This is a genomic window from Pseudomonas zhanjiangensis (assembly GCF_041027545.1).
GTDB classification, from domain to species: Bacteria; Pseudomonadota; Gammaproteobacteria; order Pseudomonadales; family Pseudomonadaceae; genus Aquipseudomonas; species Aquipseudomonas zhanjiangensis.
This window is the reverse complement of the sequence record NZ_JBFTEG010000016.1, coordinates 44,491-69,254: the sequence shown is the minus strand read 5'-3', so window position 1 is coordinate 69,254 and position 24,764 is coordinate 44,491. Positions and strand designations below refer to the sequence as shown.

The window sequence follows — 24,764 nt, the reverse complement described above, 5'->3', positions numbered from 1 at the left end:
CTATCCTTGCGCACGGCACCATTGTGCCGGATCGCTGGGGCGACCCTGCTGGCGAATGGCGAAATACAGCGCCGGTGTGGCTTGCCCACCACTGGTGCCCACGGTGGCGATGGCTTCCCCGGCCCGGACCAGGTCGCCGGCGTTCTTCAGCAGGCTCTGGTTGTGGCCGTACAGGCTCAGGTAGCCGTTGCCATGGTCGAGAATGACCAGAAGACCGGCGCCGCGCAACCAGTCGGCGAACACCACCCGGCCGCCGTGTACGGCATGCACCTGGCTGCCGGCTCGAGCGCCGATCAGCACGCCATCCCATTTGGTTCGCGCATCACCGCCGCGCGGGGTGCCGTAGCGAGCCACCAGGCGCCCGTCGACCGGCCACGGCAGTTTGCCGCGGGCCTTGGCGAAGGGGCCGCCATAGCTCGCCCCGGCACTGACCAGGGGGGCGTTGTCGGCGGCTGTGCCGGTGTGCTCGGGCTGCCGCTCGCGCTCGGCCAGCAGGGCACGCTGGCGTGCCTGTTCGGCTTCGCGGGCCTGGCGGGCGAGGGTCTGCTCGATGGTTTTCAGCACGCGCGCGAGCTTGGCCTGGTCCTGCTGGCGTGCCTTGAGCTTGCGGTCGCCGGCGGAGAATTCCTGATTGAGCTTGGCCAGGGCTTGCTGGCGCTGCTGGCGAACCTTCGCCAGCTGTGCGCCTTGCTGATCCAGGCTGGCCTTGTGCTCCTGCAGCAGGCTTTGCTGGCGGGCGATGTCCTGCTCGACGTTGTTCAGCTGGCGCAGGGTCTCGTTGAACGTGGCCAGCTGCTCCATGCGCGCTTCGCTGAGGTAGTCGTAATAGGTCAGGGTGCGGGAGAACTTCTCCGGATTCTGCTGGTTGAGCAGCAGCTTGAGGTATTCCTGGCGACCGCTCTGGTAGGCGGCGCGGGCCTGGATGCCGATCAGTCGCTGCTGTTCAAGGCGCGCGCCCTGGAGTTTTTTTTTCTCCTGGTCGAGGCGCTGCAGCTCCTTCTCGCTTTCCTGCATTTCGCCCTGCAGGCTCTTGACCTGCTGCTCCAGCTGGCCCATCTCGCGTTCGGTTTTCTGCAGGTCCTGCTGCACGCCCGACTGCTCCTGCTGCAGCTTCTCCAGCAGCTTCTTCAGCTCGGCCACATCGCTGCGGGCGGCCTCCAGTTGCTTCTGAGCATCGGCTTTCTCGTCGGCGAAGGCCGGGACGAGCACGGTGGTCAGCAGGATGAGGAAGAGGGCGCGAAACATGGGAGCAGCCATACCGGGGCGGAAGACGCCCCTAGTATGCCTAAAAAAGCGGCGGCAAGCTGCAGGCAGCGGGGCGCCGGCACGCTTTCGTGGCGGCTGGCGCCGTCCTGTCCGAGGTCACTGCAACTCGATGATCGAGCGGCCGGTCATTTCCGCGGGAACCGGCAGGCCCATCAGGGTCAGCATGGTCGGTGCCACGTCGGCCAGCACGCCGCCTTCGCGCAGGGCGACCTGGCGCTTGCCCACATAGATGAAGGGCACCGGCTCGCAGGTATGGGCGGTGTGCGCCTGGCCCGTGCAGGCGTCTTCCATCTGTTCGACGTTGCCGTGGTCGGCGGTGATCAATGCCTCGCCGCCGACCTTGTCGAGGGCCGCGACTATGCGGCCGACGCACTGGTCCAGGCATTCCACGGCCTGCACCGCCGCGGCGAACACGCCGGTATGACCGACCATGTCGCCGTTGGCGTAGTTGACCACGATCACATCGTAGCGCTGCTGTTCGATGGCCTCGACGATCCTGTCGGTCACCTCGGGGGCGCTCATCTGCGGCTGCAGGTCGTAGGTGGCGACGTTCGGCGAGGGAATCAGGATGCGCTCCTCGCCCTCGAACGGCTCTTCGCGGCCGCCGGAGAAGAAGAAGGTGACGTGGGCATACTTCTCGGTCTCGGCGATGCGCAACTGGGTCTTGCCATTCTTCGCCAGGTATTCGCCGAGCACGTTGGTCAGCGGCTCGGGTTTGAACGCGCTGGGCGCCGCGATGCTCGCCGCGTACTGGGTGAGCATGACGAAGTCGGCCAGTTGCGGCACGCGTACCCGATCGAACTCGGCGAAGCCGGGCTCGACGAAGGCGCGGGTCAGTTCCCGGGCTCGGTCGGCGCGGAAGTTCATGAACACCACGGCGTCGCCGTCCTCCACCCTGACCGGTTCGCCGAGGGCGGTGGCCTTGACGAACTCGTCGCTCTCCCCGCGCGCATAGGCGGCCTGCAGGCCGGCGCTGGCGTCGGCGGCATGGTACTGGGCCCGGCCGTCGACGATCAGGTTGTAGGCCTGCTCGACCCGGTCCCAGCGATTGTCGCGGTCCATGGCGAAATAGCGGCCGATCAGGCTGGCGATGCGGCCCTTGCCGAGCTTGGCGAAGGTGGCGTCGAGCAGCTCGATCGAGGATTGCGCGCTCTTCGGCGGGGTGTCGCGGCCGTCGAGGAAGGCGTGCAGGTAGACCTTGTCGGCACCGCGGCGAACCGCCAGTTCGGCCATGGCGGCGATATGCTGTTGATGGCTGTGCACGCCGCCATCGGAGAGCAGGCCGAGGATGTGCACGGCCTTGCCTGCGCCCACCGCCTGATCGACCGCAGCGGTGATCGCCGGGTTGGTGAAGAACTCGCCGTCGCGGATCGCCTTGGTCACCCGGGTGAAGTCCTGATACACCACGCGGCCGGCGCCGAGGTTCATGTGGCCGACCTCGGAGTTGCCCATCTGCCCGTCCGGCAGGCCGACGTCCATGCCGCTGCCTGAGATCAGGCCATGCGGCTGGCTGGCGCACAGGCGGTCGTAGACCGGCGTGTTGGCGGCGTGGATGGCGTTGTACTCGGGGTTGTCGCTGTGGCCGAAGCCATCGAGGATGATCAGGACCAAAGGCTTGGGCGTGGCGCTCATAAAGCTGGCTCGCTGTCTGTGAAGGCAAAAAAGGTCAGGCATTTTACGGCCTGCTGCCGACCCCGTCACCGCCGGGCGGGCTGTGGTCGATCTGTGGGGCTGTGTATACTGGCGGGCATTTTACCGTCCCGGAACCGCACAATGCTTGCCAACTTGATTGAATTTGTCACCAACCACTATGCGCTGAGCGGAGCGTTCGTCGTCCTGCTGGGCCTGTTGCTCGCCAGCGAGCTGAACAAGGGCGGCAAGAGCCTGAGTAGCCGCGAGCTGACCGCACTGATCAACAGCGAGCAGGGCGTGGTGCTCGATGTACGGGCGCAGAAGGATTACTCCGCCGGCCACATCACCGGTGCCCTGCACATCCCCTACGAGAAGCTGGCCAGCCGCATGGCCGAACTGGAAAAGCACAAGAGCAAGACCCTGGTCGTGGTCGATGCCATGGGCCAGCATGCCGGTTCGGTCAGTCGCGAGCTGAAGAAGGCCGGCTTCGACGTGGCCAAGCTGTCCGGTGGCATCGCCACCTGGCGCGGCGATAACCTGCCGGTTGTGAAGTGACATGCCCAGCGTCGTCATCTACTCCAGCGATTGGTGCCCCTATTGCGTGCGAGCCAAGCAACTGCTTGGCCATAAGGGGGTCGATTACCAGGAAATCAAGGTCGACGGCAGGCCGGACGTGCGTGCCGAGATGACCCGCAAGGCGCAGCGCACCTCGGTGCCGCAGATCTGGATCGGCAACACCCATGTCGGTGGCTGCGACGATCTCTATGCCTTGGAGCGCGCCGGCCGGCTGGACGCGCTGCTCGAGGCTTAACCCTCCCCTATCCATCAGTACCTACGACAAGAAGGCTTTGCCATGACTGAACAAGCTAGCAACGGCGCCGCTCAGGGCGAACAGACTCCGCAGTTTTCCCTGCAGCGCATCTATGTCCGCGACCTGTCTTTCGAGGCGCCGAAGAGCCCGGAGATCTTCCGCCAGGAGTGGTCCCCGAGTGTTGCCCTTGACCTCAATACCCGGCAGAAGCCGCTCGATGGCGACTTCCACGAAGTGGTGCTGACCCTCTCCGTCACCGTGAAGAACGGCGAGGAAACCGCCTTCATCGCCGAGGTGCAGCAGGCCGGCATCTTCCTGATCAAGGGCCTGGACGCCGCCTCCATGAGCCACACCCTGGGCGCCTTCTGCCCGAACATCCTGTTCCCCTACGCGCGCGAGACCCTCGACAGCCTGGTGGTGCGTGGCTCCTTCCCGGCCCTGATGCTGGCGCCGGTGAACTTCGATGCGCTCTACGCGCAGGAACTGCAGCGCATGCAGCAGCAGCCGGCCGAAACCGCGCCGACCCACTGAGTGTTCGCTCGCGCACAAAAAAACGCCCCACGGGGCGTTTTTTTGTGCGCGTCTGTCGCCGCTTCACTCGGCCATGGCAAAGCCCTGTTGCCGCCAGGCCTCGTACACCGCCACGGCGACGGTATTGGACAGGTTGAGGCTGCGGCAACCCTCGCGCATCGGCAGGCGCAGGCGTTGTTCGGCGGGCAGGGCATCGCGAATGTCGGCGGGCAGGCCGCGACTCTCCGGGCCGAACAGGAAGGCATCGCCGGGGCGGTAGCTGACCTGATGAAACGCCTGCGAGCCCTTGGTGGTGAAGGCGAATACGCGGGGCTGGCCGAGGCTCTGCAGGCAGGTCTCCAGGTCGGGGTGACGCTTGAGGGTCGCATACTCGTGGTAGTCGAGTCCGGCGCGACGCAGGCGCTTGTCGTCCAACTCGAAACCCAGGGGTTCGATCAGGTGCAGGTCGCAGCCGCTGTTGGCGCAGAGCCTGATAATGTTGCCGGTATTCGGCGGAATTTCCGGTTGAAAGAGGATCACGTGAAACATGCGCGGCTCCGGGCCTGAAGACGGCCAGCATTCTACTCCTGATAGCGGCGAGCGAGCGCGGCCCTGGGTGCGGGTGATCGCTTCCCTGGCGCTGTTCGGCTTTCTGATCGGGCTGATGATCGGGCGCATGCTGCAGCCGGACCCGCAGTGGCTGAGGGCGGTGGAGGTGCTCGATGGCGGGCTGGCATTGGCGTTCGATGTCGAGCCGAGGGTGCACGTCAGCCAGCTGTCCGGCGCCGTCATCCTGCGGGTCGAGAGCTTTGGCCGCGAGCGTGAAGGCCAGCTATGGCTGGAGGGCAAGCGGGTCAATTGGCGAATTAGGCGCCAGCGGCGCGAGCTGGAGTTGCGGATCGTGGCGGCCCGCCCGCTGCGCGCCGAGTGGCGTGCCGAGGAGCAGGGCGGGCGCTGGCGGCTGACGCTCAGCCTGGTCTACGAATAAAAGAGGGGATTCCCCGGCCTGCCTGTACCAAGGTCCCCGAAACTGGGATTGCTGTAATCACTGCAGGGCGCGTGCCAACTTTTAATTTTTTGCTGGAGCCCAGTGAGGGCGGGGCCTGCAGCCAATCGGTGAGGGGTTGTTGCTGCTCGCGGCTGCCGCAGGGCTGAACTGCTTGAGTGCATCCTGCTGTGGCAGGGCGCCGATATGGCGCATTCGACCGGAAACGAAAAAGCGGGCACGAGGCCCGCTTCTGCTTTGCCGGGGGACGCTTCAGGCGTCGTCGTTGTCGTCATCCTCGCCGCCGTCGACGTTCATCCCCAGCTCCTTGATCTTGCGCGTCAGGGTGTTGCGCCCCCAGCCCAGCAGCAGGGCGGCGTCGCGGCGCCGGCCGGCGGTGTGTTTGAGAGCCGTCTCGATCATGATCCGTTCGAACGCCGGCACCGCGCTGTCGAGCAGGTTCGACTGGCCGCGGCCCAGGGCGGTATCGGCCCACTGGCGCAGGGCCTGCTCCCAGTTGCTCGCCGGCGCGCTGTCCTGCGGCTGGTTGAGCAATTCCGGCGGCAGGTCGTCGATGTGCACCTCGCGACCCGAGGCCATCACCGTGATCCAGCGGCAGGTGTTCTCCAGCTGACGCACGTTGCCCGGCCAGGGCAGCTGCTGCAGATAGTCCTCGGTCTCGCTCTTCAGCAGCTTGGGCTCCACCGCCAGCTCCAGCGCGGCGCGGGCCAGGAAGTGCCGGGCCAGGGTGGGAATGTCCTCGCGGCGGTCGGACAGGCGTGGGATGTGAATGCGGATGACGTTCAGGCGGTGGAACAGGTCCTCGCGGAACTTGCCGTCCTGCACCAGGTTTTCCAGGTTCTGGTGGGTGGCGGCGATGATGCGCACGTCGACCTTGACCGGGGTGTGGCCGCCGACCCGGTAGAACTCGCCGTCGGCCAGTACCCGCAGCAGGCGGGTCTGGGTATCGGCCGGCATGTCGCCGATCTCGTCGAGGAACAGGGTGCCGCCGTCGGCCTGCTCGAAGCGGCCGCGGCGCTGGTTGGCGGCGCCGGTGAAGGCGCCCTTCTCGTGGCCGAACAGCTCCGATTCCATCAGGTCCTTGGGAATGGCCGCCATGTTCAGGGCGATGAAGGGCGAGGCCGCGCGCGGGCTGTGGCGGTGCAGGGCGTGGGCGACCAGCTCCTTGCCGGTGCCCGACTCGCCGTTGATCAGTACCGTGATGTTCGAGTGGGAGAGGCGGCCGATGGCACGGAACACCTCCTGCATAGCCGGCGCCTCGCCGATGATCTCCGGGGTGCGCGGTTGTTCGACCGGCGCGGCCAGGCTCTGTTGCTCCTGAGCGTGCTGGTTGGCGCGCTTGACCAAAGACACCGCTTCGTCGATGTCGAAGGGTTTGGGCAGGTACTCGAAGGCGCCGCCCTGATAGGAGGCCACGGCGCTGTCCAGGTCCGAATGCGCGGTCATGATGATCACCGGCAGGCGTGGGTACAGCTCGCGAATCCGCGCCAGCAGATCCAGGCCGCTGGAGCCGGGCATGCGGATGTCGGAGATGATCACGTCGGGCTGCTGGCGGCTGAGATGGCCGAGCACGCCGTCCGCGCTGTCGAAACTCTGGGTACTCATGCCCTCCTGTTGCAGGGCTTTTTCCAGGACCCAGCGGATGGAACGGTCGTCGTCGACTATCCATACGGTTTCACTGCGACTCATGACGGAGTTACTCCTTGTTCCAGCGGCAGGAAGATCGAGAACAGGGTGTGGCCAGGATGGCTCTCGCACTCGATCAGACCTTGGTGCTGACTAATGATGTTCTGGGTGATGGCCAGGCCAAGACCGGTGCCTTCGGCACGTCCGCTGACCATGGGATAGAAGATGGTGTCCTGCAGTTCGGCGGGGATGCCCGGGCCGTTGTCGATGATTTCCACCCGGGCCACCAGGCGGTGACGGGTATGGCCGATGGTGAACTGGCGCAGGGTGCGGGTGCGCAGGGTGATGCGGCCCAGGCGCAGTTCGTTCTGGCTGGCGATCGCCTGCATGGCGTTGCGCACTATGTTGAGCACGGCCTGGATCATCTGCTCGCGGTCGATCATCAGGTCGGGAATGCTCGGGTCGTAGTCGCGCACCAGGGTGATGCCGCCCTGGCTTTCTGCCTCGACCAGGCTGGCGACCCGTTCCAGCACCTCGTGCACGTTGGTCATCGCCAGCGACGGCAGCTTGTTCGAGCCGAGCATGCGGTCTACCAGGTTACGCAGGCGATCGGCCTCTTCGATGATCACGTTGGTGTAGTCGCGCAGGCTCTCTTCGGGCAGTTCGCGGGCCAGCAGCTGGGCGGCGCCGCGAATGCCGCCGAGCGGGTTCTTGATCTCGTGGGCCAGGCCGCGCACCAGTAGCTTGGTGGTTTCCTGCTTGGACAGCTGGGCCTCTTCCTTGGTGATGCGCAGCAGGCGGTCGCGTGGGTGCACTTCCAGCAGCAGCAGGGTCTGGCCGCGATTGATGATCGGCGTCACCGCGTAATCGACAGTCAGGGTCTGACCGGTGACCGAGGTCAGCACCGCCTCGCGCTTGTTGAACGGGTGTGCCTGTTCGACGGCCTGGCTCAATGCCCCCAGGGCTTCGGCCGACTCGGTGAACAGCTCGCTGATGAACTGCCCATGGCTGCGTTGGCCGCTCACGGCCAGCAGCATCTCCGCCGCCGGGTTCATGTACTCAAGGCGCAGTTCGGCATTGAGCAGCAGGGTCGCGGTGGTCAGGTTGTCGAGCAGCAGGCGGTGCAGTGCGTCATTAATGGTCATAGGCTAGGGCTTTCCGGCAATGGAAATAAAAATGCAAGAAGCAAACCAAAGCCCCGAAAAGACGCGCGTGATCACGCCAGTAGGCGGCCTGAGCGGTATTTCGGCTCCTCGTTGGGGCGGGCGAGCGAACCAAAACGGGGAGACTATAGCGCGGGGACCGTCATGGCGCACCGAAGTGGTGCGCTGGCCGGATCAGAGGAAGGGGACGAAGGGAATATCGCGCTTTTGCGCGGGCTTGTCCTTCAGTGGGCATTCGGGGCGGACCCCGTAGTCGTCCCTCCGGCAGGGATTGGCCTGACGCTTCTGGGCCAGGGAAATGCGCAGCATGTGCAGCGGCTGGCTCGGCGTGCGCTCGACGATGCGGCCCTGGGCGTCGACGATCTCCACTGCCAGCTGGTGGGTGCCGCGATCGAGGTTCTCCAGAGTAAACACCGGGCTGCGGCCCGGCTCGCCAATGACTTGGCCGTCGACCAGCAGGCGATAGCCGTGCCCCGGGTGCAGGCCCGGCTCGCTGATGGCGGTGACGAGCAGGTTGCCGGCGCTGTCGCGCACGCTGGCGTCGGGCTCCGGCAGCAGGATGCGCAGCAGCTGGTAGCTCGGCGCGGGCGCGGGCGCTTCGTTGGGCGGCGCAGTGGGCGCCGGGCCGGGCGGGCTCAGGCTCATGCTGTTGGATGGGGCGATGGTCACCCGCTGGGCATTGCCGACCCCGGGCTTGTCGGTAAACACCCGATTGCCAGCGGCATCGACGTAGGTGTAGACCTCGGCCAGGGCGCCCTGAGCGAGCACGAGCAGGCAGAGCAATATGCGGCGCAGGTTATTCGGTGTCGGGCTCAAGGCGCGCTCCGCGCAGGACTGTTCAGACTTATGCGCTGTACCGTGAAGGTGATGGCCTCACTTTGTTGAACCGACTTGCCGCCACTGAGTACCTCGACTGCCAGGCTGTGCTCGCCGCGGGCGATATTCTCCAGTTGCCGCAGGGTGCTGGTGCTGGGTTGGTCGTAGGGCTGGCCGTCGAGCAGCAGGCGCAGGCGATGGCTGGGCGACAGCGGTGGGTCCAGTTGTACGGCGACGCTGAAGTCGCCGGCGTTGGCGCGCACGGCACCGTCTTCGGGTACACCGCTCAATTGCAGGGTGCGATAGGGCGTGGCCTGCTCGCTGTTTGTGCTCGGCTGCGGCGGCGTGCTCGGTGCCTGCATCTGCACGCTGTTGGTCGGCGCCAGCTCGATATTTTCGGTCGGCACGCCTTGGGGGGGCTGGTTGGTGAACACCGTGTTGCCGTTGGCGTCGGTGTATTTATATATCTGCGCGCCGGCCGGCAGGGCCAGGCACAACAGCAGGCAGGACAGTAGGCGGCGCATGGCCATTCTCCCGGTACGTATGCTGCTTAGACTTGCACTGGTGGGCGGTGCTGGCAAGTTCGCCGCCGTCGGGCTGTGACTGCCGACCACAAAAAAGGCCTCCCAGGCGGCTGCCGGGGAGGCCTCGAGCATCACGCCGCCAGGCGGCGATCGGCTGGCTTAGACGCTGTAGTACAGGTCGTATTCCAGCGGGTGCACGAAGGTGCGCACCTTGATTTCTTCTTCGCTCTTGAGCTCGATGTAGGCATCGATGAAGTCGTCGGAGAAGACGCCGCCCTTGGTCAGGAACGCGCGGCCCTTGTCCAGTTCTTCCAGGGCTTCCTTCAGGCTGCCGCAGACCTGCGGGATCAGCTTGCCTTCTTCCGGCGGCAGATCGTACAGGTTCTTGTCGGCGGCATCGCCGGGGTGGATCTTGTTCTGGATGCCGTCCAGGCCAGCCATCAGCAGGGCCGCGAAGGCCAGGTAGGGGTTGGCAGCCGGATCCGGGAAGCGCGCCTCGATGCGGCGGGCTTTCGGGCTGGCGACGTACGGGATGCGGATCGAGGCGGAGCGGTTGCGGGCCGAGTAGGCCAGCATGACCGGCGCTTCGAAGCCCGGGACCAGACGCTTGTAGGAGTTGGTCGACGGGTTGGTGAAGCCGTTCAGCGCCTTGCCGTGCTTGATGATGCCGCCGATGAAGTACAGGGCGGTATCGGACAGGCCGGCATAGCCTTCGCCGGAGAAGGTGTTCTTGCCATCTTTGGAGATGGACATGTGCACGTGCATTCCGGAGCCGTTGTCGCCGTACAGCGGCTTGGGCATGAAGGTGGCGGTCTTGCCGTAGGCATCGGCGACGTTGTGCACGCAGTACTTCAGGGTCTGAACTTCGTCAGCCTTGGCGACCAGGGTGTTGAACTTCACGCCGATTTCGTTCTGGCCGGCAGTGGCCACTTCGTGGTGGTGTACTTCGACGACCAGACCCATCTCTTCCATGGCGTTACACATGGCGGTACGGATTTCGTGGTCGTGGTCGCACGGCGGAACCGGGAAGTAGCCGCCTTTTACTGCCGGGCGGTGGCCCTTGTTGCCGCCTTCGACGTCCTGGTCGGTCATCCAGGAACCCTGCTCGGAGAAGATCTTGAACATGGAGCCGGAGATGTCGGACTTGAACTTCACTTCGTCGAAGATGAAGAACTCAGGCTCCGGGCCGACGAATACGGTGTCGCCGATGCCGGTGGACTTGAGGAATTCCTCGGCGCGCTTGGCGATCGAGCGCGGGTCGCGGTCGTAGCCCTGCATGGTGCTCGGCTCGACGATGTCGCAGACCAGGATCAGGGTCGGTTCTTCGGTGAACGGGTCCAGCACGGCGGTGTCGTCGACCGGCATGAGGATCATGTCGGAGGCTTCGATGCCTTTCCAGCCGTGGATGGAGGAGCCGTCGAACATCTTGCCGTGCTCGAAGAAGTCTTCGTCCAGGGCGTCGCGCGCGGGCATGGTGACGTGGTGTTGCTTGCCCTTGGTATCGGTGAAGCGCAGGTCAACCCACTTCACGTCGTGTTCTTTAATCAGTTGAATCGACTTCGACATGCTGTCCTCCAGATGGATAAGGCTCGGATCGGTGAGCCCTCGATAGTTCGGTGAAGCCCGGCGGGATAGTCCGCCAGGACAACCTGCCTCACAAGGGAGCAAATTGCATGCCAGTGCCCCGAGTTGGGCTGAGGTGCTGAAACTCAGGCGTGGCGGGGGTTGCGCTGCGCTTCGTGGGAAATATTTGCACCAAGTTGGGTCAATTTAATTCGACTGCGCACCATTGCGGTGCTCTGTGCGCCGTCTGTGGGATTTTTGGTCAAAGCTTGAACAATTTCCGCTATAATCCGCGCCCCTGTTTTTTGGTTGCCTCGGCGCGCGCTGTTTTCATGAAACTGATTGTTAAAGTCTTCCCGGAAATCACCATCAAGAGCCGGCCGGTGCGCAAGCATTTCATCCGGCAGTTGGCGAAGAACATTCGCCTGGTGTTGCGTGACCTCGACCCGCAGCTGCAGGTCAGTGGCGTCTGGGACAACCTCGAGGTGGAAACCGCGCTCGACCAGCCCAAGCTGCTGCAGGAGATGATCGAGCGGCTGCGCTGCACGCCGGGCATTGGCCAGTTCCTCGAAGTCCACGAGTATCCGCTGGGCGATTTCGACGATGTGCTGGACAAGTGCAAGCTGCATTTCGCCGACCAGCTGCCGGGCAAGGTGTTCGCGGTGCGCTGCAAGCGCGGCGGCAAGCACAGTTTCAGCTCGATGGATGTCGAACGCTACGTCGGCAGCCAGTTGCGCCAGCAGTGCGGCGCCGCCGGTATCGACCTGAAGAAGCCCGAGGTCGAGGTGCGCATGGAGATTCGCGACCAGCGCCTGTTTATCGTCCATCGCCAGCACAACGGCCTGGGCGGCTACCCGCTGGGATCGCTGGAGCAGACCCTAGTGCTGATGTCCGGCGGCTTCGATTCCACCGTGGCGGCCTATCAGATGATGCGCCGCGGCCTGATCACCCACTTCTGTTTCTTCAACCTCGGTGGCCGTGCCCACGAGCTGGGGGTGATGGAGGTTGCCCACTACCTGTGGCAGAAGTTCGGCCGCTCGCAGCGCGTGCTGTTCATCAGCGTGCCCTTCGAGGAAGTCCTCGGCGAGATCCTCGGCAAGGTCGACAACAGCCAGATGGGCGTGATCCTCAAGCGCATGATGCTGCGCGCCGCCACCCGTATGGCCGAGAGGCTGCAGATCGATGCCCTGGTCACCGGCGAGGCGATCAGCCAGGTGTCGAGCCAGACCCTGCCGAACCTGTCGGTGATCGACTCGGCCACCGACAAGCTGGTGCTGCGCCCACTGATCGCCAGCCACAAGCAGGACATCATCGACACCGCCTACCAGATCGGCACCGCCGAGTTCGCCAAGCACATGCCCGAATACTGCGGGGTGATCTCGGTGAACCCGACCACCAAGGCCAAGCCGGCGCGTATCGAATACGAAGAGCGACAGTTCGATATGGCGATCCTCGAGCGCGCCCTGGAGCGCGCCACCCTGCTGCCGATCGACAAGGTGATCGACGAGCTGGGCAAGGACGTGCAGGTCGAGGAAGTCGGCGAGGCTCTGGCCGGCCAGGTAATCATCGATATCCGTCACCCCGACGCCGCCGAGGACGAGCCGCTGGAGCTGCCCGGCATCGAGGTGCAGGCGCTGCCGTTCTATGCCCTGAACAGCAAGTTCAAGGAGCTCGATGACACGCGCCAGTACCTGCTGTATTGCGACAAGGGCGTGATGAGTCGCCTGCATGCCCATCACCTGTTGAACGAGGGGCATGCCAATGTGCGCGTTTATCGTCCGACATAAGACCCCGGGGCTCAATGGCGGCAGCATCCGTCATCGCCCCCCCGACCGGCTGCCGAGTTGATACCCCGTTTCTTCATACTCGCCGCCTAGACTACGCGGCACACCGAATCCTCTGATCGAGATACAACAGTGATCGAAAATCTACGTAACATCGCCATCATCGCCCACGTCGACCACGGTAAGACCACCCTGGTAGACAAACTCCTGCGTCAATCCGGCACCCTGGAGCGCGGCGAGCTCAACGACGAGCGCGTGATGGACTCCAACGACCAGGAAAAAGAGCGCGGCATTACCATCCTGGCGAAAAACACCGCCATCCGCTGGAACGAGTACCGCATCAACATCGTCGACACCCCCGGCCACGCCGACTTCGGCGGTGAAGTCGAGCGCGTGATGTCGATGGTCGACTCCGTACTGCTGCTGGTCGACGCTCAAGACGGCCCGATGCCGCAAACCCGCTTCGTGACCAAGAAGGCCTTCGAAGCCGGTCTGAAGCCGATCGTGGTGATCAACAAGGTCGACCGTCCGGGCGCCCGTCCTGACTGGGTGCTGGATCAGATCTTCGACCTGTTCGACAACCTCGGCGCGACCGAAGAGCAGCTGGACTTCCAGGTCGTCTACGCCTCGGCCCTGAACGGTATCGCCGGTCTCGACCACACCGCCATGGCCGAAGACATGACCCCGCTGTACCAGGCCATCGTCGACCACGTACCGGCTCCTCAGGTCGACATCGACGGCCCGTTCCAGATGCAGATCTCGGCACTGGACTACAACAGCTTCCTGGGCATCATCGGCGTTGGCCGTATCGCCCGCGGTCGCGTCAAGCCGAACACCCCGGTCGTCGCCATCGACACCGAAGGCAAGAAGCGCAACGGCCGTATCCTCAAGCTGATGGGCCACCACGGCCTGCACCGCGTGGACGTCGACGAAGCCACCGCCGGCGACATCGTCTGCATCAGCGGCTTCGATGAGCTGTTCATCTCCGACACCCTGTGCGACATCAACAACGTCGAAGCGATGAAGCCGCTGACCGTCGACGAGCCGACCGTTTCCATGACCTTCCAGGTCAACGATTCGCCGTTCTGCGGCAAGGAAGGCAAGTTCGTCACCAGCCGCAATATCAAGGAGCGTCTGGACAAAGAGCTGCTGTACAACGTCGCCCTGCGCGTCGAAGAAGGCGACTCGGCCGACAAGTTCAAGGTCTCCGGCCGTGGTGAGCTGCACCTGTCGGTACTGATCGAGAACATGCGCCGCGAAGGCTTCGAGATGGGCGTAGGCCGTCCGGAAGTGATCATCCGTGAAGTCGACGGGGTCAAGCATGAGCCGTTCGAGAACGTCACCATCGACATCCCGGAAGAGGCTCAGGGCAAGGTCATGGAAGAAATGGGCCTGCGCAAGGGCGACCTGAGCAACATGGTGCCGGATGGCAAGGGCCGTGTTCGCCTGGAGTACAACATCCCGGCTCGCGGTCTGATCGGTTTCCGTAACCAGTTCCTGACCCTGACCAACGGTGCTGGCATCCTGACCTCGATCTTCGACCGTTACGACGTCATGAAGTCCGGCCACATGTCCGGCCGTCAGAACGGCGTACTGGTTTCGATCGATACCGGCAAGGCCCTGACCTATTCCCTGGAAACCCTGCAGGCGCGCGGCAAGCTGTTCGTCGAGCACGGCCAGGAAATCTACAACGGTCAGATCGTCGGTCTGAACAGCCGCGACAACGACCTGGGCGTGAACCCCACCAAGGGCAAGAAGCTCGACAACATGCGTGCTTCGGGTAAGGACGAAACCATCGCGCTGGTGCCGCCGGTTCGTTTCACCCTGGAGCAGGCCCTGGAGTTCATCCAGGACGACGAGCTGTGCGAAGTCACGCCGAAGTCGATCCGTCTGCGCAAGAAGATCCTGGACGAAGGCGAGCGCACCCGCGCGGCCAAGAAAGCCAAGGTCTGATTCGTCAGGCTGAATGAAAAACCCCCGTCGGCGCAGGCCGGCGGGGGTTTTTTCTTGCCTGCCGGCTTAGCCCGGCTCGCGCAGGAGGAAGTCGGCGTGGAAGGTCGCGCCTTCTCCGGGCGGGCTGACATAGCTCAGCTCGCCGCCCATCTGGCGCATCAGCTCGCGACGTAGCAACGGCGCTGCCGGGCCCAGCACCAGGGCCAGCAGCGCGGTACGCTCGGCGCGCAGCCAGTCGCCGGCCAGCAGGAAAAGCACCAGGCCGCAGGGCAACATGACCAGGATGCTGCCCAGCAACGCCGTGGCCACGCTGGTCTGGATGGCCTGATCTTTGGGTTCGTGCATGCCGGACGATTCCGCAGCGAAGGATGGTCGAGTGTGGGCGAGGGGCCGTGTGTTGAGCCGTCGCGGGGCAGTCGCGCGGGTACGCCAGCCTCCTGTATGTGGGCCGCGATGGTCAGGAGGCGGTTGGCGAGCATGCCGTTCTACCGGGCGAGCGGCTATTCATTGTGCCTGGGACGCAGTTGGCAGGCGTCTTCCTGGGTAAGCAGGGGGGCGGCCCCTATACTGCCTCCCCGTACGCGGGCATCGGCCAGATGTGTCGATTGGCGGACGATGGGATCTCAAACTGGGTAGGAAGCACTGCATGCAATGGATCTTCATGCTGGTTGGCCTGTTGGCGGGGGCGCTGGGCGGCGAGTCCCTGGTGGCTGCCTTGCTCGGCGGGCTGCTGGGGCTGAGCCTGGGCCAGGCCTTGAAACTGTTCAGGCTGGAGCGGCAGAACGCGGTCCTGAGTGCGCAGCTGAAAGGCTTTGCCGAGCGCTTCGAGCGCGGTACCACGGCGATTCACGAGCGCCTGCTCAAGGTCGAGCAGGGCGCTGCGAGCGCAGCCGCTGCGGCCGGCGTGGAGGCGGCCGAGACCGCCCGTCAGGCAGCGCACCAGCCACCCCCCGCCGAGCCGGAAGCGGCGCCGGCGGCCGCCGCGCCTCAGCCGGATGTGCAGGCGCCAAGCGCTGGCGAACTGAGCTGGGATTTGCCCGGTGAGGCGCCGGAGCCTGTGGTCGCTGCCGAGCCCGAGCCCGAGCCCGAGCCGGCGCCGGCCGATGCTTGGCGCGAACAGGCGCCCGCTGCCCCGGCCAAGCCCCGTCAGCCGACCCTGGTCGAGCGGGCGTTCGCCGCCGCCAAGGACTGGCTGCTCGGCGGCAATACGCTGCTGCGCGTCGGCGTGCTGCTGCTGTTCCTCGGCCTGGCCTTCCTGTTGCGCTACGCCACCGAGGGCATGGTGGTGCCGGTGCAGCTGCGTTATGCCGGGGTGGCGGCCAGCGCCATCGCCTTGCTCGGCCTGGGCTGGTGGCTGCGTCGGCGCAACCCGGGCTATGCCCTGGTGCTGCAGGGCACGGGCATCGCCGTGCTCTACCTGACGGTCTTCGCCGCCATGCGCCTGCATCCGTTGCTCGAGCCGCGGATGGCGTTCGCCCTGTTGCTGGTGGTGACGGTCTGCTCGGCGATCCTGGCGGTGCTGCAGAATGCCCTGGGCCTGGCCGCCGCGGCCGCCCTAGGCGGTTTCGCCGCGCCCATCCTGACCTCGACCGGCAGCGGCGATCATGTCGCCCTGTTCAGCTATTTCGCCCTGCTCAATGCCGGCATCTTCGCCATCGCCTGGTTCCGGGCCTGGCGCCTGCTCAACCTGATCGGCTTCGTCGGCACCTTCGGCATCGGCTTCGCCTGGGGCCTGCGCTCCTATAAACCCGAGCTGCTGGGCAGTACCGAGCCTTTCCTGCTGCTGTTCTTTTTGATGTACCTGGCCATCGGCCTGCTGTTCGCCCGGCGCAAGCTGCGCGAGGCCGCCGACGCCCCGGTCGAACGCGATGCCCTGCTGCGCTGGTCGGCGCGTCAGGGCGACTACGTCGACGCCACGGTGCTGTTCGGCCCGCCGCTGATCGGCTTCGGCCTGCAGTTCGCGCTGGTCCGCCATATCGAGTTCGCCGCCGCCTACAGCGCCCTGGCTCTGGGCCTGCTGTACCTGGGGCTGGCCCGGCTGCTGGCCGGGCGCACCGCCGGGCGCGCCTTGTTGCTGGTGGAGACCTGCCTGGCCCTGGGCGTGGTGTTCGCCACCCTGGCCATTCCCCTGGGCCTGGACGCGCGCTGGACCTCCGCGGCCTGGGCGGTGGAGGGCGCCGGCATCTTCTGGCTCGGGCTGCGCCAGCAGCGCCGTCTGGCACGGGCCTTCGCCCTGCTGCTGCAGGCAGGGGCGGGGCTGGCCTTCCTCGCTGATCTGCGCCTGGGCCAGGACAGCCTGCTGGAGGCGCCGCCGCTGGGGGCGCTGATGCTTGGCGCGGCGCTGCTGTTCAGTTTCTGGCAGTTGCGCCGGGCGCCGGCCGAGGCCAGCAGCGCCTGGGAGCGGCGCGGCCAGCCGCTGCTGGCGGGCAGCGGCCTGGCCTTTGTCTACCTGATCGCGCCGCTGTGCTTCCAGGCCGAAGCCACGGCGATCAGTTGGGCCGCCGCCGGCCTGACCACGCTGCTGATCGGCCTGCGTATCCAGGCACGCACCTTCCTGTTCGCCGCCTTCGCCGTGCAACTGCTCGGCGGCGCGCTGTTCCTCGGCCAGCTGGATACGGCCAGTTCGACTGCGCAGGTGTTCGATGCCGGCTGGCGTGGCCTGCTGACGGCCTCGCTGATCGGTCTGGCGATGATCGGCGGCATGCTGCTGGCGGCGCGCGATCCCAAGGTCAGCGTCGATCGGCGCCTGATGCGCGGGTTGTCGCTGGTGCTGCTGGTCGGCCTGGTGTTCGTCAACCTGGCGGTGCTGTTCGTCCTGCCCTGGCGCAGCGCCAGCGCGGTCTGGGGCGGCAGCGGCCTGCTGATCGTCTGGCTCAGCCTGCAGCTGCAGCAACGCGCCGGTTTCGTCTTCGGCCTGCTGTTGCAGGCCTTTGCCGGGCTGGCATTCCTGGCGGCCAGTCCGTTGCTGTTCGCCCCGTCGGGTAGCGAGGGCCTGAGGCCGCTGGCCCATGCCGGCTTCTGGACCCCGGCGGTGCTGGCCCTGGCGGCGCTGGTCGGGGCCTGGCGCCTGCAGCGCCAGGCCCGTGCCGAGCCGCTCGCCGGATTGACTCGCCCGGGCCTGGGGCGGCTGTCGCAGCTGCTGCTGGTGTGGGGGGCGGGCTGGTGGGTGCTGAGCCTGGCCGGCGAGGTGCTGCGTTTCGCCGCAGCGCCCCTGCAGGCGCCGCTGTTGCTGCTGGCGGCCGCGGCCAGTGTGGCCCTGTGGACGCCGCTCGCCGCGCGCGCCGGCTGGCAGGCCCTGGCATTGCTGTGCACCCTGCTGGTGCCGGCGGGCGCGGTGGTGCTGCTGTTCGCCTGGCGCCCGGACTATCACCCGGCGGCGAATTTCGGCTGGCTGGGCTGGACCGCACTGTTCGCCGTGCACCTGCTGGGGCTGCGGCGCCTGGCCGGCCTGTTGCCGGCCGGGGCGCTGAGCGCCGCCCATGTGCTCGGCTGCTGGCTGCTGCTTGGGGTGCTGGCGCTGGAGCTGCGCTACCTGCTCTACCTCCTGTCGGAGCACTACAATGCCTGGCGCTGGCTGGGCTGGGCGTTGCTGCCCAGCGCCTATCTGTGGCTGATGGCCACGTGGCCGCAGGCGCGGCAATGGCCCTGGCCGGTGGCAGCCTATGCGCGCGAGTACCGCCTGCTGGCGGCGGCGCCGTTGGCGCTGCTGATGCTGGCCTGGTTCTGGCTGGCCTGCGCCTTCAGCGATGGAGCCGCCGAGCCCTTGCCCTACCTGCCGTTGCTTAATCCCCTGGAGCTGGGCCTGCTGCTCACCTTGGGCGGCCTCTACCGCTGGCTCTGCGGCGCCCTGGCGCCACTGCGCCTGGAGCGCTGGGCCGGTGGGCGTCTGGCCGAGCTGATGGCGGGAGTGTCGCTGTTCGGCCTGCTCACCACGGCGGTGCTGCGCGCAACCCACCAGTGGGGCGGCGTGCCGTACCGCCCGGACGCGTTGCTCGAGTCGATGCAGGTGCAGGCCGGCCTGTCGATCGTCTGGACCCTGATCGCCCTGGCCTTGATGATCGCCGGCCACCTGCGCCTGCGCCGCGAGCTGTGGTTGGTGGGCGCGGGGCTGATTGCCGTGGTGGTGGTCAAGCTGTTCGTCGTCGAGCTGGGCAACCAGGGCGGCCTGGAGCGCATCGTGTCCTTTATCGGGGTGGGCGTGCTGTTGTTGGTCGTCGGTTATTTCGCGCCGCTGCCGCCGCGGCGGTCCGCTACAGAAACGGAGCAGGTTCAGCTATGAGTGGATTGGCACTGATGCGCGGGGCGGGGCTGGCGCTGCTGGCGCTACTCGCACCGCTGGCGCACGCGGGTGAAGGGCGGGGTGACTATGCCGTGCAGGTGCCCCTTGCCCTGAGCGGCGAGGGGCCCTGGTACCGCCTGGAATTGCCGATGAGCCTGCACCTGGCCGCGCGCTACGCCGACCTGCGCGACCTGCGGGTGTTCAACGGCAATGGCGAGGCCCTGGCCTACGCCCTCAGCCGCGGCGGGTTACGCCAGGGCGATGGCTATACCGACAACGCCGTGAAGTGGTTCCCCCTGCGTGCGCCCCGCGATGCCACTGGGCTGCCCGGCCTGCGGGTGCAGCGCAGCGCCAGCGGCACCCTGGTCGAGGTCTTGGCGGAGACCGGGCCGGCCGACGAACAGCAGGAGTTGCGCGGCTGGTTGCTCGATACCAGTGCCATCGAGGCGCCGCTGCACCAGTTGATCCTCGACTGGAGCGCCGACCAGGAGGGCTTTCAGCGATTTTCCATCGAGGCCAGCGATGACCTGCTGCAGTGGCGTGCCTGGGGCGAGGGACAGATCGCCCGCCTGTCGTTCGCCGACGAGCGCATCGACCAGCGCAAGGTCGACCTGCCAGGGCGCCGCGCGCGTTACCTGCGCCTGCTCTGGCGCACGCCACGGCAGGCCCCGCAATTGCTGGCGGTGCAGGTGCGCAGCGCCAGCGGCGAGGTCGCGCCCCTGACCTGGTCGGCGGCGCTGGCGCCCAGCAGCGTCAAGCCGGGCGAGTTCGTCTGGGACCTGCCCCTGGCCTTGCCGCTGCAGCGCCTGCGCGTCGAGCTGGCGCAGGCCAACAGCCTGGCGCCGGTGAGCGTCTTCGGTCGCCGCGAGGGCAAGCTGCGCTGGCAGCCGCTGGGTAGCGGCCTGCTCTATCGCCTGCCGCAGGACGGCCAGGAAGTGCTCCATGACCAACTGGAGTTGTACGGTGCGCCGGTGCAGCAGCTGCGCCTGCAGGTGGACGAGCGCGGCGGCGGCCTGGGCAGCGCCACCCCCAGCCTGCAGGTCGGCGTCCGTCCGACCCAGGTGGTGTTCCTCGCCCGCGGCGAGCCGCCCTATGTGCTGGCGGTCGGCAATCCCGCTGGCAAGGCGGCCGATCTGCCGCTGCGCAGCCTGATTCCCGGCTACCAGGACGCGCGCCTGGCCAGCCTGGGCGTCGCCACGGCCGCGCAGGCGATCGAGACGGCCGCTGGCGCGCCGCAAGCGGGCGTGGACTGGAAGCGCTGGGGCCTCTGGGCGGTGTTGCTCGCCGGTGTCGGCCTGCTGGTGCTGATGGCCCTGAGCCTGTTGCGGAGCCGGCCCGATGCGCCCTGAGCCCGGGGTCGCAGGCGCCAGGGCGTGCGCTTACTTGGGCTTGTAGGCGCAGTAGCCCGGCCGTGGCCCGACCTTGGGGTGGTTGCGGCAGGTGTCCGGGCGCTTGTCGTAGATGGTGCACAGGCGCGTCTTGCGATCCAGGTACAGGCAATCGTTGTTGCTCATGCGCACCAGGGTGAAGACGCCCGACTTCTGGTTGAAGCGCTCGACGATGCCTTCCTTCTGCAGGCGCTTGGCGATGTTCTTCGGCGGCTCGCCGCGCTCGAACTCGTCGACCACGCCGATGCGGATCAAATCGCCGATGCGCGTCTCGACCGGCAGCGTGCAGCAGCTGGAGATGCAGCTGTGGCACATGTCCGCCGAATATTTGGCCCAGGTGTCCAGGCGGTCGATTTCGGCGGCGGCTATCAGGTTGTTCTTCATGGGCCAGTCAGGCTCGTGTGGGCAGAAGGCGGCGATAATAGCGGGGTTGGCGGATTTGTGAATGCGTATCTGCCGGTCGGTTGTGGCGCGCACCACTGGTGCGGCGACGCTGGCCATCCTAGGCTATAGACGGACGCGGCGCGGCTGGGCGCTCGAGGCAGGGTAAAAACCCTGAAGAAAGTCGGGTGTTTTGCAGTATGGTGTGCAGCCTACGTCTGTTAGGCGGATTGTTCGGGATTTCGGGTCAGGATGGCCTTAGTGCGCGACTCTCTTCTTGCTGAAGCATTGGCCCTGTCGGCCTTGCGCCCTGCGCGGCCCTGTTTCGGGGTTGTCCGGGTGCCTGCGGATGTATTTCGCCGGGGGCTGCAATGCTGACGTGCAGCAACTCGGACTGGGCGTTCAGCGTCCCCGTCGCCCTGACCCTGGGCGTCTGTCTCGGCGTGATCCTGCTCGGTCGCTGGGTGGCGCGGCAGCGTTACTTCCCCGGGCGCAACAGCTTCATCATGATGCACTCGGCCAGTCTCTGGTGGATGCTCGCGGCCGCACTGGAAATGGCCGCGCAAGCGCCCGGCTGCAAGGTGCTGTGGGCGACCATGGCCTGGCCGGGGATCGTCACGGTGCCGACCTTCTGGGCAGTCTTCCTCTGGCAGTATGTCAACAGCGCGCGCCAGTCGCTGCCCGCTCGCGGCCTGCTGGGGCTGACCCTGGCGCCGCTGCTGATCTGGTTGATGGCCCTGAGCAACCCCTGGCACGGGCTGTTCTACGGGGCGGGCACCGCGCCGATCGGAGCCGAGCATGGGGCGCCGATTCGCTATCAGCATGGCCCGCTGTTCCATCTGGCGGCCGTCTATGTCTATCTGTTCATGGCCTTCTGCATGGGCATCGTGATCCGCGCCGCCGCGGTCAGTTATGGCGTGTACCGGCGCCACTACCTGGCGTTCGTGTTCGTCACTGCGGTGCCCTGGGTCGCCAATATCGCCTATGTCGGCTTCGGCTGGATGCTGTTCGGTTTCGATCCGACCCCCTTCAGTTTCGCCTTCACCCTGGCGGCGTTCGCCTGGCTGATCGTCGGGGTGCGCCTGTTCGATCTGCTGCCGGTGGCGCGCCACCTGTTGCTCGAGGCCTTGCTCGATCCGGTACTGGTGGTGGACCCGCAGTGGCGGGTGATTGAAGCCAATCCGGAGGCGCTCAAGCTGGCCGGCCTGGAGTCCGAGTGGCAGGGCCTGAAATTGAGCGACTGGCCGGTGTTCGGCCGCGACCTGCAAGCCCTGATCGCCGCACAGCCCGACACCGGCCGGGAGCAGTTGCTGATCCTGACCAGTTCGGCGCGCTACTTCGAGGTGCGCGTGCGCGGGATCGAGCGCGTCACCCGCGATGGCCCGGTGCTGCTGGGCAAGATGCTCTACCTGCGTGATGTCACCCAGCGTCATCTCAGCGAGTTGAAGCTGGCCGAAGCGCTGGCGGTCAGCGAGGAGCGCCTGCGCACCATTTCCAGCCTGCACGAACAGCTGCGCGACCAGGCGCTCTGTGATCCGCTCACCGGGCTGTACAACCGCCGTCACCTGGACGAGTTCTTCGGTCGTGAACTGGCCCGCGCCCAGCGCGAGCAGGCGCCGCTGGCGCTGGCGCTGATCGACCTCGACCACTTCAAGCGCTTGAACGACGAGTTTGGCCATCTGGTCGGCGACGAGGTGCTCAAGGCCGTGGCCCAGCATCTGCTCGACAGTCTGCGCGTCTCGGACGCGGTGTTCCGCATCGGTGGCGAGGAGTTCCTGTTGATCCTGCCGAACGCCGACGCCGAGGAGGCGCACAAGCGCCTCGAGGCAATCTGCCAGCGCCTGGCCGCCAGTGCGTTGCCGACCCGCAGCGGCCCGCGCCATGTGACGCTGTCGGCGGGCCTGGCGGTCTACCCCGCCCAGGGGCAGGCGCTGGACGAGCTGCTGCACGCGGCCGATGTCGCCCTCTACGAGGCCAAGCGCACCGGGCGCAACCGGGTTCGCCTCGGGGTGCCGAGCTGAGGCGGCGCCCCGCCAGGTTCATCCATCCATCCAGGCCGGAGGCGCTGGGGCCCGTAAAGGGGTAAACTGCGTGCGATTTTTCTTCCTCCACGGAGCCTTCCATGTCCCGCGTTACCCTGAGTCGCTATCTGATCGAACAGACCCGCAGCCACAATACCCCGGCCGATCTGCGTTTCCTTATCGAGGTGGTGGCGCGGGCCTGCAAGGCGATCAGCCATCAGGTGTCCAAGGGTGCCCTCGGCGGCGTGCTCGGCAGCATGGAAACCGAGAACGTGCAGGGCGAGGTGCAGAAGAAACTCGACGTGCTGTCCAACGAGATCCTGCTGGAGGCCAACGAGTGGGGCGGCCACCTGGCGGGCATGGCGTCGGAAGAAATGGACAAGGCCTACCAGATTCCCGGTCGCTACCCGAAAGGCGCCTACCTGCTGGTGTTCGATCCGCTGGATGGCTCCAGCAACATCGATGTCAACGTGTCGGTCGGGACCATCTTCTCGGTGCTGCGCTGCCCGGATCGCAATGGCGAGGTCGGCGATCTCGGCGAGGAGGCCTTCCTCCAGCCCGGTACCCAGCAGGTCGCCGCCGGCTATGCCATCTATGGCCCGCAGACCATGTTGCTGCTGACCCTGGGCAACGGCGTCAAGGGCTTCACCCTGGATCGCGAACTGGGCAGCTTCGTGCTCACCCATGACAACATCAAGGTGCCGGAAACCACCGCCGAATTCGCCATCAACATGTCCAACCAGCGTCATTGGGAAGCCCCGGTGCAGCGTTATGTCGGCGAGCTGCTGGCTGGCGAGAGCGGACCGCTGGAGAAGAACTACAACATGCGCTGGATCGCCTCGATGGTGGCCGATGTGCACCGTATCCTTACCCGTGGCGGCCTGTTCATGTACCCGCGCGATGCCCGCGAGCCGGAGAAGCCGGGCAAGCTGCGGCTGATGTACGAAGCCAATCCGATGTCCTTCATCATCGAGCAGGCCGGCGGCGCCGCCACCAATGGCACCCAGCGCATTCTCGATATCCAGCCGACCTCCCTGCATCAGCGCGTCGCGGTTTTCCTCGGCTCCAAGCAGGAAGTCGAGCGCGTCACCGCTTACCATCAGGAGTGAGCGATGACGACGCCCTGGCAACCTCTGCTCGACTGGTGGTTCGGCCCGGGCCTTACGGCCGCCGAGGTGGCTGCCGCGCGTTCCAGGCTGTGGTTCGGCAAGCAGGACAGTCAGGACAGCGAGGCGCGCGAGCGCTTCGCTGGCCAGGTCGAGCAGGCCCTGGCCGGTGGCCTGGGCGACTGGGCCGAACAGCCGCAGGGATGGCTGGCGCTGATCCTGCTACTCGACCAGCTACCGCGCATGCTCCATCGCGACAGCCCGCTTGCCTTCGCTGGCGACGCCCGCGCCCGTGAGCTGGTGTTCGCCGGGCTGGACACCGACAAGGAGCTGGCGCTGGCGCCGATCCAGCGGGTGTTCGTCTACCTGGTGCTGGAACACGCCGAGGATCTGCTGCTGCAGGACGAGGCGCTGCGCCGCTTCGTCCGCCTGCTCGATGCGGCGCCGGCCGGCGAGCGGGCGCTGTTCGCCGACTACCTGGACTATGCCGAGCGCCACCAGCGAATCATCGCCCGCTTCGGCCGCTTTCCCCATCGCAACGCCATTCTCGGTCGCGCCTCGAGCGAGGAAGAACTGCGTTTCCTCGAGGAGCCCGGCTCGCGCTTCTGACGTCCTGTCGGACCCATTCCGGGGCCGGCGTGGGCCGGCCCGAACCTTTGCCAGTGGAGTTACTGCATGTCGTTTCGCCCCCTTGCCCTGATCGTGGCCTGCGTGTTGCTGGTCGCCTGCAACAAGGTCAACCAGGCCAATTATTCGAAGTTGCAGGCCGGCATGAGCAAGGCCGAGGTCGAGCAGCTGCTCGGCGCACCCCGCGAATGCGCCGGCGCCCTGGGCATCACCAGCTGTACCTGGGGTGACGAACAGACCCTTATCAGCGTGCAGTACGCCGGCGACAAGGTGCTGATGTTCTCCGGCAAGGGCCTCAAGTAGAGGAT

The 24,764-nt window shown here is 66.3% G+C and carries 22 protein-coding genes; 12 read left to right on the top strand and 10 right to left on the bottom strand.

Features of this window, described 5'->3' with window-relative positions; translation table 11 throughout:
• On the bottom strand, nt 1–1,245 hold the full coding sequence (locus tag AB5S05_RS17715; protein ID WP_369288844.1) for a murein hydrolase activator EnvC family protein: 1,245 nt from the start codon (nt 1,243–1,245) through the stop codon (nt 1–3).
• A gap of 117 nt (nt 1,246–1,362) precedes the next feature.
• The gene (gene gpmI / locus AB5S05_RS17710; protein ID WP_369288843.1) at nt 1,363–2,898 is read right to left on the bottom strand and encodes a 2,3-bisphosphoglycerate-independent phosphoglycerate mutase; all 1,536 of its coding nucleotides are present in this window, start codon (nt 2,896–2,898) and stop codon (nt 1,363–1,365) included.
• 141 nt (nt 2,899–3,039) lie between these two features.
• Here gpmI and AB5S05_RS17705 point away from each other — a divergent pair, with 141 nt between their 5' ends.
• The 3 genes from AB5S05_RS17705 to secB are packed head-to-tail and all read left to right on the top strand — an operon-like array spanning nt 3,040 to nt 4,240.
• Nucleotides 3,040–3,453, top strand: a complete 414-nt coding sequence (locus AB5S05_RS17705) for a rhodanese-like domain-containing protein (protein ID WP_369288842.1) — start codon at nt 3,040–3,042, stop codon at nt 3,451–3,453.
• Nucleotide 3,454: 1 nt separating this feature from the next.
• Entirely contained in the window at nt 3,455–3,709 is a 255-nt protein-coding gene (gene grxC / locus AB5S05_RS17700; RefSeq protein WP_369288841.1) for a glutaredoxin 3, read from the top strand.
• A gap of 42 nt (nt 3,710–3,751) precedes the next feature.
• Nucleotides 3,752–4,240: a protein-export chaperone SecB gene (gene secB, locus AB5S05_RS17695; protein ID WP_369288840.1), complete on the top strand. Its 489-nt coding sequence runs from the start codon at nt 3,752–3,754 to the stop codon at nt 4,238–4,240.
• Nucleotides 4,241–4,303: 63 nt separating this feature from the next.
• On the opposite strand, the gene trmL is transcribed toward secB, so the two are convergent.
• Nucleotides 4,304–4,768, bottom strand: coding sequence for a tRNA (uridine(34)/cytosine(34)/5-carboxymethylaminomethyluridine(34)-2'-O)-methyltransferase TrmL (trmL, locus tag AB5S05_RS17690; RefSeq protein ID WP_369288839.1), 465 nt, complete (start codon nt 4,766–4,768; stop codon nt 4,304–4,306).
• Here trmL and AB5S05_RS17685 point away from each other — a divergent pair.
• A complete protein-coding gene (locus tag AB5S05_RS17685; protein ID WP_369288838.1) occupies nt 4,767–5,207 on the top strand; it encodes a hypothetical protein in 441 nt (146 codons plus the stop codon). The genes trmL and AB5S05_RS17685 overlap by 2 nt on opposite strands.
• A 270-nt stretch (nt 5,208–5,477) precedes the next feature.
• Here AB5S05_RS17685 and ntrC read toward each other — a convergent pair whose 3' ends face one another.
• From ntrC to glnA, 5 genes are all read right to left on the bottom strand, one after another.
• The gene (gene ntrC, locus AB5S05_RS17680; RefSeq protein WP_369288837.1) at nt 5,478–6,914 is read right to left on the bottom strand and encodes a nitrogen regulation protein NR(I); all 1,437 of its coding nucleotides are present in this window, start codon (nt 6,912–6,914) and stop codon (nt 5,478–5,480) included.
• Entirely contained in the window at nt 6,911–7,996 is a 1,086-nt protein-coding gene (glnL, locus tag AB5S05_RS17675) for a nitrogen regulation protein NR(II) (protein WP_369288836.1), read from the bottom strand. Before glnL ends, ntrC begins: the two co-directional genes overlap by 4 nt.
• A gap of 192 nt (nt 7,997–8,188) precedes the next feature.
• The gene (locus AB5S05_RS17670; RefSeq protein WP_369288862.1) at nt 8,189–8,809 is read right to left on the bottom strand and encodes a DUF4124 domain-containing protein; all 621 of its coding nucleotides are present in this window, start codon (nt 8,807–8,809) and stop codon (nt 8,189–8,191) included.
• Between the two features lie 17 nt (nt 8,810–8,826).
• The gene (locus AB5S05_RS17665; RefSeq protein WP_369288835.1) at nt 8,827–9,354 is read right to left on the bottom strand and encodes a DUF4124 domain-containing protein; all 528 of its coding nucleotides are present in this window, start codon (nt 9,352–9,354) and stop codon (nt 8,827–8,829) included.
• A gap of 159 nt (nt 9,355–9,513) precedes the next feature.
• Complete coding sequence (gene glnA / locus AB5S05_RS17660; protein ID WP_369288834.1) at nt 9,514–10,920, bottom strand: glutamate--ammonia ligase; 1,407 nt, start codon at nt 10,918–10,920, stop codon at nt 9,514–9,516.
• Nucleotides 10,921–11,249: 329 nt separating this feature from the next.
• Between glnA and thiI the strand changes: the two genes are divergently transcribed.
• Both thiI and typA read left to right on the top strand, forming a co-directional pair.
• Complete coding sequence (gene thiI, locus AB5S05_RS17655) at nt 11,250–12,704, top strand: tRNA uracil 4-sulfurtransferase ThiI (RefSeq protein ID WP_369288833.1); 1,455 nt, start codon at nt 11,250–11,252, stop codon at nt 12,702–12,704.
• Between the two features lie 129 nt (nt 12,705–12,833).
• Nucleotides 12,834–14,654, top strand: a complete 1,821-nt coding sequence (gene typA, locus AB5S05_RS17650) for a translational GTPase TypA (RefSeq protein ID WP_369288832.1) — start codon at nt 12,834–12,836, stop codon at nt 14,652–14,654.
• A gap of 66 nt (nt 14,655–14,720) precedes the next feature.
• Here the strand turns inward: typA and AB5S05_RS17645 are convergent, their stop codons facing one another.
• Complete coding sequence (locus AB5S05_RS17645; protein ID WP_369288831.1) at nt 14,721–14,999, bottom strand: ATP-binding protein; 279 nt, start codon at nt 14,997–14,999, stop codon at nt 14,721–14,723.
• Nucleotides 15,000–15,300: 301 nt separating this feature from the next.
• On the opposite strand from AB5S05_RS17645, the gene AB5S05_RS17640 reads away from it, so the two are divergent.
• Nucleotides 15,301–18,933: a DUF2339 domain-containing protein gene (locus AB5S05_RS17640; RefSeq protein ID WP_369288830.1), complete on the top strand. Its 3,633-nt coding sequence runs from the start codon at nt 15,301–15,303 to the stop codon at nt 18,931–18,933.
• Complete coding sequence (locus tag AB5S05_RS17635) at nt 18,930–20,282, top strand: DUF3999 domain-containing protein (protein WP_369288829.1); 1,353 nt, start codon at nt 18,930–18,932, stop codon at nt 20,280–20,282. Before AB5S05_RS17640 ends, AB5S05_RS17635 begins: the two co-directional genes overlap by 4 nt.
• A 30-nt stretch (nt 20,283–20,312) precedes the next feature.
• Here AB5S05_RS17635 and AB5S05_RS17630 read toward each other — a convergent pair whose 3' ends face one another.
• Entirely contained in the window at nt 20,313–20,705 is a 393-nt protein-coding gene (locus tag AB5S05_RS17630) for a YkgJ family cysteine cluster protein (RefSeq protein WP_369288828.1), read from the bottom strand.
• A 368-nt stretch (nt 20,706–21,073) separates the two neighbouring features.
• On the opposite strand from AB5S05_RS17630, the gene AB5S05_RS17625 reads away from it, so the two are divergent.
• The 4 genes from AB5S05_RS17625 to bamE all read left to right on the top strand — a co-directional run bounded on the left by AB5S05_RS17625 (nt 21,074) and on the right by bamE (nt 24,759).
• Nucleotides 21,074–22,723, top strand: coding sequence for a histidine kinase N-terminal 7TM domain-containing diguanylate cyclase (locus AB5S05_RS17625; RefSeq protein ID WP_369288827.1), 1,650 nt, complete (start codon nt 21,074–21,076; stop codon nt 22,721–22,723).
• Between the two features lie 101 nt (nt 22,724–22,824).
• Nucleotides 22,825–23,832: a class 1 fructose-bisphosphatase gene (locus AB5S05_RS17620; RefSeq protein ID WP_369288826.1), complete on the top strand. Its 1,008-nt coding sequence runs from the start codon at nt 22,825–22,827 to the stop codon at nt 23,830–23,832.
• A gap of 3 nt (nt 23,833–23,835) precedes the next feature.
• Nucleotides 23,836–24,438: a DUF924 family protein gene (locus AB5S05_RS17615; protein ID WP_369288825.1), complete on the top strand. Its 603-nt coding sequence runs from the start codon at nt 23,836–23,838 to the stop codon at nt 24,436–24,438.
• Nucleotides 24,439–24,504: 66 nt separating this feature from the next.
• Nucleotides 24,505–24,759, top strand: coding sequence for an outer membrane protein assembly factor BamE domain-containing protein (gene bamE / locus AB5S05_RS17610; RefSeq protein ID WP_369288824.1), 255 nt, complete (start codon nt 24,505–24,507; stop codon nt 24,757–24,759).
• The last annotated feature ends 5 nt before the right edge of the window (nt 24,760–24,764 follow it).